This is a genomic window from Ignatzschineria sp. PL_is040 (assembly GCF_055813795.1).
Genome location: NZ_JBVPGU010000014.1, coordinates 1 through 16,888, shown reverse-complemented (window position 1 = coordinate 16,888; position 16,888 = coordinate 1). Strand labels below are relative to the sequence as shown.

Below are 16,888 nucleotides of genomic sequence, written 5' to 3'. Positions count from 1 at the left end.
GACATGATTTGTGTGTCTGTGAATTTTGATTTTTTCATCGCTATTTTCTCCTGAGTAAATGATACGAGAAAATTCTACTTATGATCGGTATTATTTTTAGGGAAGATTACAAGTCCATAAATGATCAGTCTATTTTGAGGTCAAAAAAAACACCCAACCACAAAACGTGAGGAGGGTGTTTTATCGATATGTAAAGGCGCCTTTACAGTGATCTCTCCTCTTTCGTAAAGTTTTAGCACTATATGGCATGGGTATTCATCCGAATCCCGGCTACATTAGATACTGCCTTAGCTCGACAGTTTCTGCTGACCCATTGGTGTCTCTCGACGTTTCTGGGCAGTAGCTTACCTCCATATAGGAGCCTCACCTAACGAGGATAGTTAACAATTAATAACCTGTTAACCCAAAATATTTATTTGAGGGCACTGTACCCTTAAATTTTGAATAAGCAAATTATAGTCATGAAGTTTTCAAAGCTTTTACTCTTTTTTCAACGCTCCTGTTATTCATTTGATCTAATTTGCTTTAAAGAGAGTTTTAAATCCTATCTTCTGTATCTATCTTTATGGCACCTCTTTATAGTTTTCTTTATGGTTCTCTTTATGGTTATTTGTGGTTAGTTTTATGAGACTTTAACCGTTAAGATATCACAAGGAGAATCATTGATAATCGATCCCGACGTTGATCCTAAAAGAACTCCAAGGCCTGAACGAGTATGGGAACCGATCACCAAGAGATCCGCTTTTAGCTCTTCCGCTGCACGAAGGATACCTTCTTTTGTTGATAATGCAGAGATGACCATTGTGTCACAATCTGGAATTCCCAACTTAAGGGAGAGCTCGCGCATCGATTTTTTTGCTTCTGCAATAATTTCGCTATCAGAGACCTGTGGAATAATAGGCATAAGCTCATAGCCGGCACTAATACTAATTCCTTCTAAGATATTGAGGAGGGTAATCTTTGCATGATTTCTTTGTGCAACGATAAGGGCTTGACGGCCAACCCTTTCTGCATCCGCAGATTGGTCAACTGCTACAAGAATATGTTGATACTCATTCGATTCAGACATCTTTTTTCTCCCGCTATATATATGAGTGGTCATCTATTTCATCTCTTTTTGTTATAGCAAGAGATCCGTGATTTATCAATCATCATAGGCTTAAAAAGCGACTTGGGGCAAAAAAACGTGTACAATACGGACACCTATTTTTTGAGTCAATTTTGAATATTCATCATGAGTAAATTAGCGAAAGAAGTTGCCCGTCGTAGAACCTTTGCCATTATTGCCCACCCCGATGCGGGTAAGACCACAATGACTGAAAAGCTCCTGCTTTTTGGAGGTGCCATCAATCTTGCCGGTTCTGTAAAAGGGCGTAAGGCTGCGCGTCATGCTACATCAGACTGGATGGAGCTTGAGCAACAACGGGGGATCTCAGTGACCTCATCGGTGATGCAGTTCCCTTATCGCGATTGTATGATCAATCTGCTCGATACGCCGGGACACCAAGATTTCTCGGAAGATACCTACCGAACCTTAACGGCGGTGGATTCAGCGCTCATGATGATCGATTGTGCAAATGGGGTTGAAGAGCAGACAATTAAACTGATGAATGTTTGTCGTCTTCGCGATACGCCGATTATCACCTTTATCAATAAGCTTGACCGAGATGGAAAAGAGCCGATCGATCTTCTAGATGAAGTGGAAGAGGTTTTAAAGATCAACTGTGCGCCAGTGACATGGCCGATCGGTATGGGGCGAGAATTAAAGGGTGTCTACCATATTCTTGAAGACTATATCCATCTCTATGATTCAAAAGAGCGGGGAACTCGCAGCAAAGGGCAGATCATTCAAGGTTTAGATAGCCCTGAATTAGATGGGGTTTTAGGAGAGGAGCGTGCCAATGCTTTTCGTGAAGAGGTTGAGCTTGTTCGCGTGGCAAGCCATGAATTTGATCTTGAAGAGTATCTTGCTGGGCGCTTAACGCCGGTCTACTTCGGTTCTGCGATCACTAATTTCGGGGTTCAAGAGATGCTCGATGGATTTGTTGAGATTGCACCATGCCCTAAAAAGCAGGCAACCTTAACTCGTGAAGTATTAGCAGATGAAGAGCCATTAACGGGATTTGTCTTTAAGATTCAGGCTAATATGGATCCTCGTCATCGAGATCGTATCGCTTTTATGCGTGTCTGTTCCGGCAAATATACACCAGGAATGACCGCGCGACATGTTCGGATTGGCAAAAATATTCGTATTCCAGAAGCATTGACCTTTATGGCCTCTGACCGCGGTCATTTAGAAGAGGCCTATGCCGGCGATATTATCGGTATTTATAATCATGGAACAATCCGTATTGGGGATACCTTTACCGAAGGTGAAGAGCTAAGCTTTAAAGGAATTCCTGATTTTGCACCAGAACTCTTTCGTCGTGCGCGTCTTCGCGATCCTCTAAAGATGAAGCATCTTGAGCGCGGCCTTGAACAGCTTTGTGAGGAGGGTGCAACGCAGCTCTTTAAACCTCTTCGTAATAATGATCTGATTATTGGTGCGGTGGGAATTCTTCAGTTTGATGTGGTCGCTCATCGATTAAAGCTTGAGTACAATGTTGATTGTATCTTTGAGCATGTAGAGGTCTCTACAGCGCGCTGGGTACACTCTCAAGATCCGAAGAAGTTTGCCGAATTTAAAAAACGTGCGGAAGATCATTTAGCGGTTGATCATCACGGTGAGTATGTCTATATTGCTCCTACCCGTGTGAATCTCCATTTAGCGCAAGAGCGTTATCCAGATATTCAATTTGATGCCTTCCGTGAGATTCACGGTTAACATCGATTGAGTGTGTCGAGAGGAAGTCGACAACTGATTAAGACACATTAGATAATGGCGTCTTAGTTACCAACCTCAGCTTTTATGCTGAGGTTTTTTTATATAAATAGATCATAATCTTTGTTTCTCTGCAGTTTTTCTTCAGTATTCTTTCTCTATTCTTAATATGATTTATAATTAAAAATTGTTTTATGGTAAAAGACATTCTTTTTCAGAAGAATACGCAACTATCGCAATGAATAATAGCTTGAAATATTGGGTGTATACATTTTAATTATTTGAGTATGAGTCGTTGTCGATAGCCTTAAATCGCATCTGAGTAATATATAATTTTTTCATAAAGTGTTATAATTTAATGAATAAGATATATCTATTAAATTATGCATATTATTAAATATGGATACTCATTCTAGTAATGAGATCTAGTTACTACCTTAGTAACAGATAGTTATCTACATTTGGTTTTATAGCGTGATCTTTTATATAGGAGCAAAAGATGAAAAAATTATTAGCAGTTACCGTCTTGGCGGCAGTAACCTCTTCTTTAACTGTAGCGCAAGCGCAAGACTTCCAACAATATGTCTCTGCAAAAGCGGTGCTCAATCATGTGAATAGTAAGTTTGAACTCAATAATGAAGATACGAAAAAGAGTAAAAATGTAGGTGGGCTTCGTTTAGCTTATGGTGCGATCTTCCCAGCAGCTGATAACAATGTGCGTGCAGAAATTGAGTACGGCTATAACGGTAAAGCAAAGGTGAATACAGATAAGAGAGAATCAGAGACAAAGTCTCAATCTGTAATGTTAAATGGTTACTTTGATTTCAATACCGGTACAGCTGTTACCCCTTACGTTGGTGCAGGACTTGGTTATGCAAGATTGAAGAATACCGTTACGCCTGAAGGAAAAGATTCATACTCAAAGAGCAAGGGTAACTTTGCATGGCAAGTGGGTGCCGGTGTGAGCTACGCTGTTAACAGCAATGTAGATATCGATTTAGCTTATCGTTTTATGGATTATGGTAAAGTAAAACATAATTTTGGTGATGGTGCTAACTTGAAAGTTAAACAACGTGGTAATGAGTTTAGCTTAGGGGTTCGTTACAACTTCTAATCTGTACCGATGAGATCAATAGATATCAACGAATATGTTATTAATGTGTGCTAGTTGATATTTCCGTTCAATATCTTCTTTATCTGAAATAGGATCAAGAAACCATTTTGTAGAGCCTTGGAACAATGTTTCAAGGCTCTTTTTTTCTTCTATCTCTTATCTTCTATCTCTTGCCTCTTGGATAATCTTGAAACCCTTCTTTATTATGGATGATAGTAGAATAGAGAGCATCATAGCTGAGCGTAAACTATCTGAGTAAATTATGAGGAGAAGAATGAGAGAGAGTAATGTGAAGGTCGATTTAGGCACCCTAGAGACGGAGCAACGCAATAGTCGTACGATGGAGATCGATACCTTATCAACTTTGGAGATGGTGCGATTGATTAATCGAGAGGATCAAGCTGTTATCGATGCCATTGAACGTGTTACGCCACAAATAGCAGCGGCAATTGATGCGATTGTTTTACGTTTGCAGAAAGGGGGACGTTTAATCTATGTGGGCGCTGGAACCTCAGGGCGATTAGGGGTATTAGATGCTTCGGAGTGTCTTCCGACATTTGGTGTTGGGGAGGAGAGTGTACTGGCATTGATTGCCGGGGGAGATCGTGCATTACGCCATCCTGTAGAGGCGGCAGAAGATCAAGAAGATGCTGCAATCGCTGATCTCGCTGCTGTTGCACTTTCAGGTAATGATATCCTCTGTGCGATTGCTTCATCTGGGCGGACACCTTATGCTTTATCAGCCTTACAATACGCGAAGAGCTTGGGCGCTGCGACCATCTCTCTTGCCTCTGTTTCGGAGAGTAAAATTGGAAAGGTTGCTGATTATCCTATCGAGGTAATTGTCGGTGCTGAAGTGATTACCGGCTCAACACGTATGAAGGCTGGATCTGCGCAGAAGATGGTGCTCAATATGCTCTCTACCGGTACGATGGTGAAGTTAGGTAAGGTCTATCAAAATTTGATGGTCGATCTTCGTGCAACAAATCAAAAATTGATCGAAAGAGCCCGGCAGATGGTAGTGATGGCGACCGACATCGATTATGATAAAGCCTCTCAACTCTTAGAGGCCGCAGATTACCACGTTAAAAGTGCGATTGTTATGGCACTTTTAGCGGTCGATTATCAAAGTGCGACACAATTATTAGATGCCCATCAAGGTGTCATTAGAGCTGTTTTAGCGCAAGAAGATCCCATTTAAGGGATAAACTTAAGGGAGAAATAAAATGGAGACTTTAAATGAGTGATAGAGCTATCCGCGATACCTTTGCGATAGGGTTAATGACTGGCACCTCTCTAGATGGGGTTGATGCGGCATTAGTGAGAATCAGGGAGACTGTAGTAGAGGGGCAAGAAGGTCAGATCGTAAGAGGAGGGGAGGATCTTCAATGTCAATTACTCCATTTTATCTCAATCCCTTATTCTCCTCAGCTACGGGCGGAGATTGAAGCACAATGCCATAATGAGGCATCCACCGTTGCCGGGATCTGCTCTCTTAATATGAAGCTAGGTGAAATCTACCAAAAGAGTGTTGAAGCGCTTCTGAGAGAGGTTGAACTAGAAAGAGTACAAGACCCTGAACGATTGATGGGATTCTCCGGCGCAGTTGATTTTATTGCTTCTCATGGTCAGACTATCTATCATCTACCCCCGGCAGTAGCGAATGAAAAAGGTTTTACGCCATCTACATTGCAGATTGGTGATCCTTCCCTTTTAGCTTACCGTTTTCGTTGTGATGTCTACTTTAACTTTCGAATGATGGATATCGCGGCCGGTGGTGATGGCGCACCTTTGGTACCGATGACGGAGTATCTACTCTATCGACATCCCGATTATCATCGCTTATTACAAAATATTGGGGGGATTGGTAATGTAACATTGCTACCATGTAAGGCCTCTATTGAGGAGATCTCTGCCTTTGATACAGGTCCTGGTAACATGATGATTAATGACGCGATGAGATTTCTCTATCAGCGTGATTTTGATCGAGATGGAGAGGTTGCCCGAAGCGGAAGGTTGATTCCTGAGCTTTTTAAGGAGTTGCAAGCTGATCCCTATTTAGCACAACAGCCTCCAAAATCTACCGGACGGGAGTATTTTGGTGCGCAATATACTCTACCTCTTCTTGAGCGCTATCGAGCTTATGCTCCGGAAGATCTGATCCATACCTTGACTCGGTTTAGTGCTTACTCTATTGCAGAGAGTTATCGTCGATTTATCTTTCCTTTTTATAAGATTGATCAGGTGATTGTTGCCGGAGGGGGTGCTTATAATAGCGCTTTGATGGAGTATCTAGAAGCAGAGCTTGCCGGTGTTGCGCTCTTAACACAGGAGGATCTCGGTTTTTCCAGTGATGCGAAAGAGGCGATGGCTTTTGCGCTCTTAGGATATTTGACAAAAGAGCGTCGAGCGGGGAATCTTCCAACAGCGACCGGCGCTTCTGATGCCGTGGTCTTAGGTCAAATTTGTCCCAATCCCTTTCCAGAGGGGGATTAATTAATGATACAATGCCGACTTGATAATCATTCTTTTTTGTCCTATCTGTAGGAGGTCAGCAATGTCGATAACGAATAGCACACTAGAAGCGCAGAAGGGAAGCGCAGAAGCCCCCATCTTAGTTTTAGGAATCAGTGAGTGGCGCGCTGAAGAGTGTGATCATGAGAATATTGTCAATTGCTTAGAAGAGGGGCAGGTACTCTATTTTCCCTCACTCCCCTTTGTTTTAACAGAAGAGGAGCAGGCATTATTAGATCCCCGTTTAGTCAGTCCAAAGCGCAAGAATATTATGTATCAAGCGGATCAAGAGAGTATTAAAGGGATTGCTGATTCAGCCTCAGAGAACGAGAAGAGAGCTGTTGAGGGCTTGTTGAAGCGCTATTCAGAAGCGAGTTATCAGCTTTTAACGGATCTGATTCCTCAATATAAGGGGAAATTACATAGCCCAATGAATACGCTACGTCTCAATGCGATTGATGAGTGGAGTGATAGTCACTCTTTTCGTAAAGATGATCGCCGGCTACATGTAGATGCATTTCCTTCTCGTCCCCTTCATGGGCGTCGTATTATCCGCATTTTTAATAATATTAATCCGAGTGGTGTTCCACGAAAATGGCGCGTTGGTGAACCTTTCCCACAACTAGCTGCGCGTCTATTGCCGAAGAGTAAACCATACTCTCGAATTGGTTCTGCTCTCTTAGATCGATTACAGATTACTAAAAGTCGCCGTACCCATTATGATCATATTATGTTGCAATTCCATGATCTGATGAAAGAAGATCAAGAGTATCAAGATAATGGGATTCAGTGGGATGTAAGCTTTATGCCGGGATCAACATGGATCTGTTTTTCAGATCAGACACCTCATGCCGCGATGAGTGGGCAATTTATGTTAGAGCAGACCTTCCAGCTTGATGTCGATGATATGGTGGATCCTGCAAAATCACCGTTAAAAGTATTGGAAGCGATGGTGAAGAAGCCACTTGTATAAGGGATGAAGCGTTATTTTGAAAATGTAGTGAAAGGGCGAGACAGGATCTCGCCTTTTTGTTGTTTTTAGTTAAAGAAGAAGAGTTGTAAAGCGCGAGAGATCCCTTTTTGCCGGCAAACATAACTCTTTTATGCCGGGAAATGGTTAAAAATAGCCTGTTGTGACGTGTGATATTTTCAAAATTTCCACAATTTTTACGAGAGATATCGTAGAATTAGATTCATTTTAGAATCGATTATTAGGGCCCCATTTTATAACTTACAACGTAGAGATATGAGTCGGCGCATAAATCTTTATAAGGGGCGATTTAGAAATTGGCAATTAGGGGAATTTTTACGATGTATGAAGCAACAATGCTATTGATCACTCTAGCGGGAATTCAGTTAGTCGCACTGATCTCTCCTGGTCCTGATTTCTTTTTAATTACACAAGTTGCCGTCAGTCACTCAAGGCGAGAGGCTTTTATGGCTGTATTTGGGGTGACGATCGGTGTGGCTGTTTGGGCGCTGGTGGCACTATTGGGCTTACATCTTTTAGTTGAGCAGTTTCCTTGGATCCAAGGTCTACTCTATCTTGCCGGTGGTGGTTATCTCAGTTATTTAGGATTATTGCTCTTAAAAAGTGGGCTAAGAGCGCGGCATCAACAGAAGCAGGGGCTTGTCGATAATGCTACTGAAAAGGTGATGGAGCGGGTGGTCGAAAAGGAGCGAAAAGGGGTGCAATTTCTCTTTAAGGGGCTGTTTACTAATCTCGCAAATCCTAAGGCTTTGATCTACTTTGGTAGCGTCTTTGTTCTCTTTGTCGGGGATAATATCTCTAATGTGATGCGGGTCGAGATCTTCGTATTAGTGGTGATTTTAACGTTTCTCTGGTTTGCGATTGTGGCGATTCTCTTCTCTTTGCCAAAGCCAAAGGCGATCTATCAGCGTTTAGGTGCTTATATTGATGCTGTTGCCGGCGCTCTTTTTCTGCTCTTTGGGCTCAATCTTCTCTATCAAGGGGGAATGATGCTATTTTTAGGGTAGTATCATTAAGATGAGCGCCAAAGCGCTAAGCTACGGGGCGTTATAGTCATCGGGAATTTCAAATAAAAAAGGCTAGTCTGTTACTAGCCTCTATATCTATCTTCGCATCTATCTCCGCATCTAACTTCACATCTATCTCTATATTTGATCGGAGATAGTGGTTACTCTTCGATTTTTGAGTTGATTGACCTTATTTTGACTCGGCTACATAGAGATTAATTGTATCTTCAATATGATTCTTCATAAGCGCAATCCCTCTCTCTGCATCTCGTGCTAAAAGTGCATTGTAGAGTTCTCTATGAACATCGACAAAGTGATCAACATTCTCTAATTTTCTGACATTGGTTCTTGTCTCATTGAGTGATTCGAAGAGCTGTTTGAAGATAATCTCCATCATCTCGACCATTGTGGGGTTATGACTTGCTTTGATCAGGGCGAGATGGAAGCGTAGATCCTCTTTAGTGGCCGCTTTGTGGAGTTTAACTCGCTCCTCAAGTGCGATAAGCGCCTCTTCAATCTGTTGTAAATCATCATTCGTTGCGCGTTTTGTTGCAAGGGCGAAAGCTCGAGTCTCTAACCCCTCACGAATTTCTAGAAGATCAACAATGGCCGCTGAATGGATATTGAGAACGCTATTTTTCAAACGGCTAAGAATAAGATCTTTATCACTTCTTGTTAAGAAGAGCAGGCCTTCACGATCGAGGAAGATACCCTCCTCTTTGAGAACATCAATCGCCTTTAAGATATCTGCTTCTGATCTCTGAAGAGATTCCTGAATTTCAGGGAGTGTCGGTAGAATCTCTCCGGGAAGAAATTGGCCTGATTCAATCATCTCCATAAAATCGAGAATAACTTCTTCATGAGGTAAGCGTTCAACAGCGGATAATTTCATCTCTCATTCCTCCAAATATAAGTTATCGAAATATTCAATAAGGTAGCTCTTTATAGGGTTTTCAGTCACTCAATAGCTACCAACATTGGGACCGATTATTATTGTTATCTGATTTCACTTTTACATAAAAAAGTTAAGGGAGCAATCAATTTCATCTTCTATTAGATGAATGAATGCTCCCTTAATGATCCCTTAATGATTCCCTAAGTCCGATTTTATTGTGATAAATAGGAGAAGTTGTGATCTCTCAAATCTGCTCTTGAATATTTTTTAATACTTTATGAGCAGACTATTTGGCTCTATTTGCCGCAATATTGATCGCTTCCCAAGTGGTTGTAAAAGGGGGTGCATACCCAAGATCGAGAAATCCTAACTCTTCGGTAGAGAGTTCGGCATGAATAGCGACAGAGAGAGCGTGTAGGCGGAGTGCGGCATCTTTTTTACCAAATATTTGTGCTCCTACTAAACGGTGATTATCCTCACGATAGACTAATTTGATAGTCAACTCCTCTTGACCTGGGTAGTAATCGGTATGGTTCGCTGTTTTAATCAATGTGCTCTTATATTTTACCTCAGTTGACTCTTCTAGCTGCTTTGCCATCTTTTCAGTCAACCCTGTGCTTCCTGCTTCATATTGACCTACTTTAATCATGCTTGAACCTAAAGCGCCGGGGAAAGCGATATAATGTTCCGGTGATCGAACAATATTACTGCCGATAATACGCCCCATCTTATTGGCATAGGTGGCCAGAGGAATATAGCGATCGCCCAATTGTCGATGATAGATTGATGCACAGTCGCCGGCACTAAAAATTCCTTCAATAGAGGTTTCCCCAAATGGGTTGATTAAGATCGCACCATTAGGGAGTTTCTTCAGCTGAGGATCGGTCAAGAAGTCGGTATTAGGGCGAAAACCGATGGCCACGACAACCGCATCAACCGTGATCTTCTCCATTTCGGTCTTAACAGCGACAATCTTGCCATCAGAGAGTTGAAAGCCGGTGACATTTTGCTGCAATCGAAGATCGACGCCTTCTGCCTCTAACGCTTCTTGCATTAAGTGAGAGAATTCTGGATCGAAAGGGCCTTGCATAATGGCATCACCATTTTGAAGGAGGGTGACTTTTTTGCCAAGTAGCGCTAATTGATCGGCAACTTCAACACCAATAAAGCCACCACCTATAATAGCGATCGATCGGTATTGATCGAGTTTTGCTTTAAGTGCCTCTGCATCGCGTAACTTTGTATGGAGGTAGAGATTAGGCGCATCCATTCCTTCAAAGGGGAGCCGATTTGCTGAAGCGCCAGTTGCGATCATCAGGCGATCAAAAGCAATCTCCTGATCTATTCCACTCTTGTCACGATAAGTGACTATTTTTCGAGTTGTATCAACCGCTGTGGCCTCTGATTCAAGAAGAAGATTGATACCGCTCTTTTCTATCATTTCAGGCGTTCGGGCAAACATCTTTTGAGGGTCATCAAATTGCCCCCCGAGATAGTAAGGGAGACCACAAGCACCAAAGGAGATATAGTTCTCTTTTTCGATAACTGTAATATTTGCCTGAGGGTTTTCCCGTTTAGCTTTTGCCGCAACGCTCATGCCGGCAGCGATTCCCCCAATGACAACAATATTGAGTTCCTGTTGCATAATAGCCTCCTTAACCTAGACGCTCTATTAACCACTTGGCAATATCTTGTAGCTCATCATTGATCACCTCATGTTGCATAGGGTAATCATGCCAACGGGTATCGATACCTTGGGCTTTTAGAAATTGCTCCGCGGCACGACCTAATTCGATCTTAACAACAGGATCTAACGAGCCATGAAGATGGAGTGTCGGGATCTGCTTCTTCTTTTCATCGAGGGTAATCGCTTCATCGAAGGTTGCACTATAGGTTGAGAGTGCCATCACGCCACCGACATTTTTGGGATAAGCGATAAAAGCAGTATGGAGTACGACAGCACCACCTTGGGAGAATCCTGCCAAAATAATACGCTCAAGAGGAATTCCCTTTTCGATCTCTGCCTCAATCAATGCAATAATCGATTGGCTCGACTCATCAAGTTCAGAGAGTTTTATTTCACGTGGGGATGTGAGCGCGATAATGTCATACCAAGAGGGCATTGGAAAGCCATTGTTCAAGGTAACGGGACGAACCGGTGCTTGGGGTAGAATAAAACGGGTATGGGGTAGGGCATCTCGCTGAAGAATCTGCGCTACGGGGAGGAAATCCTCTTTAGTAGCTCCTAGGCCATGTAGCCAGATTACTGCAGAGTCAGCCGATTGTTTCGGATCGAGAATAATGGGTTTATCCATGGGGAAACTCCTCTTCTAAGATTGAATATACTTTATCTGATCATAACATTGATCCCTTAAGTGAGCATGTCTGTGAGCAGGTCGTTTAAGCGTTATGAAGATCAAATCCTAATGATGCTCCCGCTTCTGCGATCAGATCTAGCCAAGTGGGAATGACAAAACTTGTCATCAGCGGAGCAAGCGGGTAATTTTCGACCTCTTGAGGTGTAATCCAGATCGCTTCGGCAATCTCTGTTGCAGCCTTAACCTCGATTGCTTGGGGAAGAAGAATAAAGAAGAGGTTAGAGCGAATCTGATATCCTGGCTCATTTGCTGCTGGCGCTTCATAAGTGGTGATAAAGTTGGCAAGCGCTGCGGGAATCTCCACATCGAGTTCCTCTTTAAGTTCTCGGATAAGAGCCTCGATTGCCGTTTCATGGGGCTCGATCTTGCCACCTGGAAGCATATATTTTTCGGTATTTTTCTTTCGGACAATAAGGAGTCGTCCTTTAGGATCGATCATAATGCCGGCGGCTAGGATAAAGAGTTTTTCTCTGGAGCTGTCAGTTATATCATTCATATTGTTTTACCATTGTAATTCTCGCTCTAGTAATGAGCGTGGGTGATTGAGTGATGCAGTGGCTTCCCCTTCTGGGGATTGATCTCTCTATTGTACGTCACTTTTAAGGTGGTTGAGTGTATCAAGAGTGAGAAAACTCTCGGCAAAAGAGAACCTATAGGGAATCTATAGAGGATTCAAGGAGAATTGAAAGAGAACTACATGAGGGGTAAAAGCTCGCTTATTTTTGAGCTGAGTGTAGGCGATAATTGTAAAAAGCGGTATGATTGTAGGAGTAATAGTAGTGCTTTGAATAGAAAGAGAATCGCTTGTTTTAAGGGGAATCTCTAAAATAAGCGATGACACTCCGCAATAAATTGATTAATAACGTGATTAATAACGGAAGAAAGGAGCAGCAATGAGTGAACTAAATTTTCAGGAAGGATTAGTCGTTGAGAATCGTGATCATGCGATTTTTATGGAAATTAATTTTAAGAGTGATGATCTCGATGCCATTAAAGATGCGATTGCCGGTCTACTTGCGCGTCAAAGATCGTATACCAGTCGCTTTGATAAATCCGGTTTGCAGATTGTTGTTGCTTTTGGTCGAGAGGCTTGGACGGCTCTCTCTGAAAATGGTGAAAGTGCACCGGAATTAGTCGATTTTAGAGAGCTCGGTTACGGTATGGCGAAAGCAACGCAGCGTGATATGTTTGTTCATATCAATTCCCACTCCCATCGCATCAATTTTTCAGTGGCACAAGATCTAGTGAAGATCTTTGGAGATCTTATTACGGTAGAGGAAGAGGTACACGGCTTTAGATGGATTGAAGCGCGTGATCTAGGTGGATTTGTTGATGGAACAGAAAATCCTAAAGGATTAAAAGATCGTACTGAAGTCGCGGTAATTAATGAGGGGATAGATGCCGGCGGAAGTTATGTCATTGCCCAAAAATGGGTTCACTCATTAGAGCAGATCAACCATTTTGATCTTAAGACACAAGAGGATATCTTCGGGCGAACAAAAGTAGAAGATATTGAGATGGATGATGATGAGAAACCGGTTGGTGCTCATACAGAACGAGTTGTGATTGATGAAGATGGGGAAGAGTTAGAGATTGTTCGTCACAGCTTGCCATATGGTTATGCAAGTGGAGAGAAAGGGCTCTATTTCCTCGCTTATAGTGCAGAATTGACCCGTTATGAAAAGATGTTAGCGCGCATGTTTGGAGAAGAGGATGAACATTTCGATCGCATGCTCTCTTATACACATGCAGTTACCGGAAGTTTCCTCTATGCGCCATCACTCGATCAACTTGAAGAGATTGGGGCAGCGTAATAGATCATCTGTAGTAGATCTCATCTGTAGGAGATCTTTTAAGAATATCTATTTAAGTTATTAATTTAAGGAAGCGTCATCTAATAGGTGGCGTTTTTTTGATGGAGAATGGATAACTGATCGTGAGATCTGCTAAAGTGAAGGGAGAGGATCTATTAAAACCTCTAACGGTTTAACCGTTCAACCCATTTAACAAAGGAGTCTCTATGTTAAAAGTATTGCAATCTCCCGGTAAGTACGTCCAAGGTCCTAATGCGCTCTATGAAATTGCAGAGTATATTAAGCCTCTTGGGAAAAAAGCGCTCTTTATTGCAGATCAATTTGTCTTTGGGCTTGTTGAATCAATGTTGCAAGAGAGTTGTCAAAAGAGTGATATCGCCTACCATAAAGCGGTATTTCAAGGGGAGTGTTCTCAAAATGAGATTAAACGTCTCGGAGATCTCTTTGCCCAAAGTGGTGCAGATATTATTGTTGGCGTTGGCGGTGGAAAGACCTTAGATGCGGCAAAAGCGGTTGCATATTATGGTGGAGTTCCGATTGTGATCGCTCCAACAATAGCTTCAACAGATGCCCCTACAAGTGCACTCTCGGTGATCTATACCGATAATGGAGAGTTTGAGAGTTATCTACTCTATCCCAAAAATCCAGATGTTGTTGTGATGGATACAACAATTATCGCCAATGCACCTGTTCGTCTCTTTGTTGCCGGAATGGGGGATGCTTTAGCGACCTATTTTGAAGCGAGGGCCTGTACTGATGCACAGAAAGCGACAATGGCCGGAGGCTTAACGACAAGAGCGGCAATGGCATTAGCGGAACTCTGCTATCAAACGTTATTGGAAGAGGGGCTTAAGGCGAAATTTGCGGTTGAAAATCGTGTGAGTACTAAAGCGGTAGAAGATATAGTTGAAGCCAATACTCTCTTAAGTGGTTTAGGTTTTGAGAGTGCGGGGTTAGCAGCATGCCATGCGATACATAATGGATTAACCGTAATTGAAGAGTGTCATGGGATGTATCATGGCGAGAAGGTTGCCTTTGGTGTTTTAGTGCAGCTTATTTTGGAGAATAGTCCACTTGAGGAGCTTGAAGAGGTTCTCTCTTTCTCAACAGCTGTCGGTCTGCCGGTAACATTGGCGCAATTGGGTCTCAATGATGATGCGCCACGTTATCATGAGCGTCTTAAAGAAGCGGCAAAACTGAGTTGTGCAGAGGCTGATACGATCCATAATATGCCCTTTAATGTTACAGAAGAAGATGTCTATGCTGCGATTATCACTGCAGATCGATTAGGACGAGCATGGCTCAATAGTGATGAGGCGTAATACTCTGATATCGGTGTTTGGTCGTTTTGTTTTAATTAGCGTATAGAGAGAAGCGTTGATCAGCGAGCTGATCGAATCGATGATCAAATCGATGATTAAATCATTGATTAAATTTAAATAGAAGATCAGACAGAAGATATAGCAGAAGATAAAAAAGAGCGTTCATTTTGAACGCTCTTCTTATTGAAAGTCATTTAAGAGTTATAACGCTTATTTGTAATGTCTATTTGCAATGTCTATTTACAATGATCATTGACATTAAAATGACAAAGACTCTAAGCAACTAACTCAAAGCAAACAACTCTAAACAGTTAATTTTAAGTGATTACATTGCTGCTTTAAAGATATTCTCAACATCTGCTTGCGTACCTTGAACAGGGTTAGTTGCTGAACAGACGTCAAGAAGTGCATTTTTAGCAAGGAGGGGAATATCTTCCTCTTTTGCATTGAGAAGTGTTAAGTTCGCTGGGATATCGATACTTGCTGAAAGCTCACGAATCTTCGCAATCGCCGCATCTGCAGCCTCTTTATCACTCATGTTCGCAACATCAATATGCATCGCTTTTGCAACATCTTTAAGACGAGCAGCCGCCGCGCTCTTATTGAAATCTAAGACATGAGGAAGTAATACTGCGTTACAAACACCGTGCGGAAGGTCATACATGCCGCCTAACTGATGCGCCATCGCGTGGACATATCCTAATGAAGCATTATTGAATGCCATTCCTGCGAGGAATTGTGCATAAGCCATATTATCACGAGCTGTAATATCATCCCCATTTGCAACCGCAGCTTGTAAGTTTTCAACAATTAAGCTGATCGCTTTGAGTGCGCAAGCATCTGTAATAGGATTTGCCGCTGTTGAGATATAAGCTTCAACAGCATGTGTCATCGCATCCATACCGGTCGCCGCTGTTAAGCCCTTTGGCATTCCTTTCATCATATGTGGATCATTGACAGAGAGGATAGGAGTTGAGTTTTTATCAACAATCGCCATCTTCACGTGACGCTCTTCATCTGTGATGATGCAGAAACGTGTCATTTCACTTGCTGTTCCTGCAGTCGTATTGATCGCTACCATCGGTAATTGTGGGTTTTTAGTCTTATCTAAGCCCTCAAATGCGCTGATATCATCACCATTTGTTGCACAAAGCGCGATTCCTTTAGCACAGTCATGAGGTGACCCGCCCCCTAGAGAGATCACAAAATCACACTCATTCTCTTTAAGAATCGCTAAACCATCAGCGACATTCTTTGTTGTTGGGTTAGGATTTGTACCATCAAAGACGACAGCTTCAATATCAACATTATTGAGAAGTTTAATCACTTCATCCGCCATGCCAGAGGTTGCGAGGAATTTATCAGTAACGATTAATCCTTTTTTAAAGCCATAGCCTCTTAAAGTTGCAACTGCATCTGCTAACGCATTTTCACCAATAATATTGACGGGTGGCATAAAGAAAGTACTACTCATAGTTAGACTCCTTGTCTTTAGAGTGCCGATTAAAGCACCAGATTATTTAAAAAAGAAAATTGGAACGATATTTTTTAGCAATTCTTATCTAATTTTTATTTAATATTGATCTAGGATCTACCGAATGTAGATTGATTTTGTCTTTTTCTCTACTTTTTCTCTACTCAACTTCATTCTAACTGAGAGAGTGGGAAACCTTTAATATAAAATATTAATATCGATAATAACATTGTGCTATAGCGCTACGTTTACAAAATGGGTTGATCGATCTCTCTACTATTCTCTCAATAATGATTTGTTGTCAATGATCTGTCGGCAATGATCTTTAGCTAGATATTATATTGTTTTATAGTATGACTGCCTATTCCCATTATAGGATGCTTTTCAGAATCAATAATGAATATATCTCACGACAATCTGACCTAAGTAAGTTTTTTATAATTTTTATAGGGGCTGTTGAACATTGAGGTTTAAAATAAAAAAGCAAGCGGTAGAATATTATCGTCAAACAAAACCTACCACTTGCTATGCCTCGAACCATGCTTACTGATAAACTAT

Annotated in this window: 14 protein-coding genes and 1 riboswitch; of the genes, 8 read left to right on the top strand and 6 right to left on the bottom strand. The window is 41.9% G+C overall.

Going from position 1 to position 16,888, the window contains the following annotated elements; translation table 11 throughout:
• Positions 1-210: 210 nt before the first annotated feature.
• A riboswitch (M-box (ykoK) riboswitch) is annotated at positions 211-382 on the bottom strand.
• A gap of 240 nt (positions 383-622) precedes the next feature.
• Positions 623-1,069, bottom strand: coding sequence for a universal stress protein (locus AC0SAP_RS10020; RefSeq protein WP_094566628.1), 447 nt, complete (start codon positions 1,067-1,069; stop codon positions 623-625).
• 165 nt (positions 1,070-1,234) lie between these two features.
• Here AC0SAP_RS10020 and AC0SAP_RS10015 point away from each other — a divergent pair, with 165 nt between their 5' ends.
• The 6 genes from AC0SAP_RS10015 (at position 1,235) to AC0SAP_RS09990 (ending at position 8,447) form a co-directional block, all read left to right on the top strand.
• Positions 1,235-2,824, top strand: coding sequence for a peptide chain release factor 3 (locus AC0SAP_RS10015; RefSeq protein ID WP_473384058.1), 1,590 nt, complete (start codon positions 1,235-1,237; stop codon positions 2,822-2,824).
• 496 nt (positions 2,825-3,320) lie between these two features.
• Positions 3,321-3,935 carry an outer membrane protein gene (locus AC0SAP_RS10010; RefSeq protein WP_473384057.1) on the top strand — a complete coding sequence of 205 codons (615 nt, stop codon included), beginning with the start codon at positions 3,321-3,323 and terminating at the stop codon, positions 3,933-3,935.
• 274 nt (positions 3,936-4,209) lie between these two features.
• Entirely contained in the window at positions 4,210-5,136 is a 927-nt protein-coding gene (gene murQ / locus AC0SAP_RS10005; RefSeq protein ID WP_473384056.1) for an N-acetylmuramic acid 6-phosphate etherase, read from the top strand.
• 38 nt (positions 5,137-5,174) lie between these two features.
• Positions 5,175-6,431, top strand: a complete 1,257-nt coding sequence (anmK, locus tag AC0SAP_RS10000) for an anhydro-N-acetylmuramic acid kinase AnmK (RefSeq protein ID WP_473384055.1) — start codon at positions 5,175-5,177, stop codon at positions 6,429-6,431.
• Positions 6,432-6,492: 61 nt separating this feature from the next.
• Positions 6,493-7,422, top strand: coding sequence for a Kdo hydroxylase family protein (locus AC0SAP_RS09995; protein ID WP_094566635.1), 930 nt, complete (start codon positions 6,493-6,495; stop codon positions 7,420-7,422).
• Between the two features lie 338 nt (positions 7,423-7,760).
• A complete protein-coding gene (locus AC0SAP_RS09990) occupies positions 7,761-8,447 on the top strand; it encodes a LysE family transporter (protein WP_473384054.1) in 687 nt (228 codons plus the stop codon).
• A gap of 190 nt (positions 8,448-8,637) precedes the next feature.
• Here the strand turns inward: AC0SAP_RS09990 and AC0SAP_RS09985 are convergent, their stop codons facing one another.
• The 4 genes from AC0SAP_RS09985 to AC0SAP_RS09970 all read right to left on the bottom strand — a co-directional run bounded on the left by AC0SAP_RS09985 (position 8,638) and on the right by AC0SAP_RS09970 (position 12,216).
• Positions 8,638-9,339 (bottom strand): FadR/GntR family transcriptional regulator, encoded by a 702-nt coding sequence (locus AC0SAP_RS09985; protein ID WP_473384053.1) that lies wholly within the window; start codon positions 9,337-9,339, stop codon positions 8,638-8,640.
• A 289-nt stretch (positions 9,340-9,628) separates the two neighbouring features.
• Positions 9,629-10,987 carry a CoA-disulfide reductase gene (locus tag AC0SAP_RS09980; RefSeq protein ID WP_473384052.1) on the bottom strand — a complete coding sequence of 453 codons (1,359 nt, stop codon included), beginning with the start codon at positions 10,985-10,987 and terminating at the stop codon, positions 9,629-9,631.
• Positions 10,988-10,997: 10 nt separating this feature from the next.
• Complete coding sequence (locus AC0SAP_RS09975; RefSeq protein WP_094566638.1) at positions 10,998-11,657, bottom strand: alpha/beta hydrolase; 660 nt, start codon at positions 11,655-11,657, stop codon at positions 10,998-11,000.
• Between the two features lie 85 nt (positions 11,658-11,742).
• Entirely contained in the window at positions 11,743-12,216 is a 474-nt protein-coding gene (locus AC0SAP_RS09970) for an NUDIX hydrolase (protein ID WP_473384051.1), read from the bottom strand.
• Positions 12,217-12,613: 397 nt separating this feature from the next.
• On the opposite strand from AC0SAP_RS09970, the gene AC0SAP_RS09965 reads away from it, so the two are divergent.
• Both AC0SAP_RS09965 and AC0SAP_RS09960 read left to right on the top strand, forming a co-directional pair.
• On the top strand, positions 12,614-13,534 hold the full coding sequence (locus AC0SAP_RS09965) for a Dyp-type peroxidase (RefSeq protein ID WP_286482060.1): 921 nt from the start codon (positions 12,614-12,616) through the stop codon (positions 13,532-13,534).
• A gap of 206 nt (positions 13,535-13,740) precedes the next feature.
• On the top strand, positions 13,741-14,856 hold the full coding sequence (locus AC0SAP_RS09960) for a glycerol dehydrogenase (protein ID WP_286482061.1): 1,116 nt from the start codon (positions 13,741-13,743) through the stop codon (positions 14,854-14,856).
• 325 nt (positions 14,857-15,181) lie between these two features.
• Here AC0SAP_RS09960 and yiaY read toward each other — a convergent pair whose 3' ends face one another.
• Positions 15,182-16,330, bottom strand: coding sequence for an L-threonine dehydrogenase (gene yiaY, locus AC0SAP_RS09955; RefSeq protein WP_094566642.1), 1,149 nt, complete (start codon positions 16,328-16,330; stop codon positions 15,182-15,184).
• Positions 16,331-16,888: the final 558 nt, after the last annotated feature.

Bases quoted from the DNA above. Each gene is read 5' to 3' on its own strand.
- yiaY (WP_094566642.1), bottom strand. From the start codon at position 16,330: ATGAGTAGTACTTTCTTTATGCCACCCGTCAATATTATTGGTGAAAAT.
- murQ (WP_473384056.1), top strand. From the start codon at position 4,210: ATGAGAGAGAGTAATGTGAAGGTCGATTTAGGCACCCTAGAGACGGAG.
- AC0SAP_RS10010 (WP_473384057.1), top strand. From the start codon at position 3,321: ATGAAAAAATTATTAGCAGTTACCGTCTTGGCGGCAGTAACCTCTTCT.
- AC0SAP_RS09960 (WP_286482061.1), top strand. From the start codon at position 13,741: ATGTTAAAAGTATTGCAATCTCCCGGTAAGTACGTCCAAGGTCCTAAT.
- AC0SAP_RS09980 (WP_473384052.1), bottom strand. From the start codon at position 10,987: ATGCAACAGGAACTCAATATTGTTGTCATTGGGGGAATCGCTGCCGGC.
- AC0SAP_RS09970 (WP_473384051.1), bottom strand. From the start codon at position 12,216: ATGAATGATATAACTGACAGCTCCAGAGAAAAACTCTTTATCCTAGCC.
- AC0SAP_RS09985 (WP_473384053.1), bottom strand. From the start codon at position 9,339: ATGAAATTATCCGCTGTTGAACGCTTACCTCATGAAGAAGTTATTCTC.
- anmK (WP_473384055.1), top strand. From the start codon at position 5,175: ATGAGTGATAGAGCTATCCGCGATACCTTTGCGATAGGGTTAATGACT.
- AC0SAP_RS09990 (WP_473384054.1), top strand. From the start codon at position 7,761: ATGTATGAAGCAACAATGCTATTGATCACTCTAGCGGGAATTCAGTTA.
- AC0SAP_RS10020 (WP_094566628.1), bottom strand. From the start codon at position 1,069: ATGTCTGAATCGAATGAGTATCAACATATTCTTGTAGCAGTTGACCAA.
- AC0SAP_RS10015 (WP_473384058.1), top strand. From the start codon at position 1,235: ATGAGTAAATTAGCGAAAGAAGTTGCCCGTCGTAGAACCTTTGCCATT.
- AC0SAP_RS09975 (WP_094566638.1), bottom strand. From the start codon at position 11,657: ATGGATAAACCCATTATTCTCGATCCGAAACAATCGGCTGACTCTGCA.
- AC0SAP_RS09965 (WP_286482060.1), top strand. From the start codon at position 12,614: ATGAGTGAACTAAATTTTCAGGAAGGATTAGTCGTTGAGAATCGTGAT.
- AC0SAP_RS09995 (WP_094566635.1), top strand. From the start codon at position 6,493: ATGTCGATAACGAATAGCACACTAGAAGCGCAGAAGGGAAGCGCAGAA.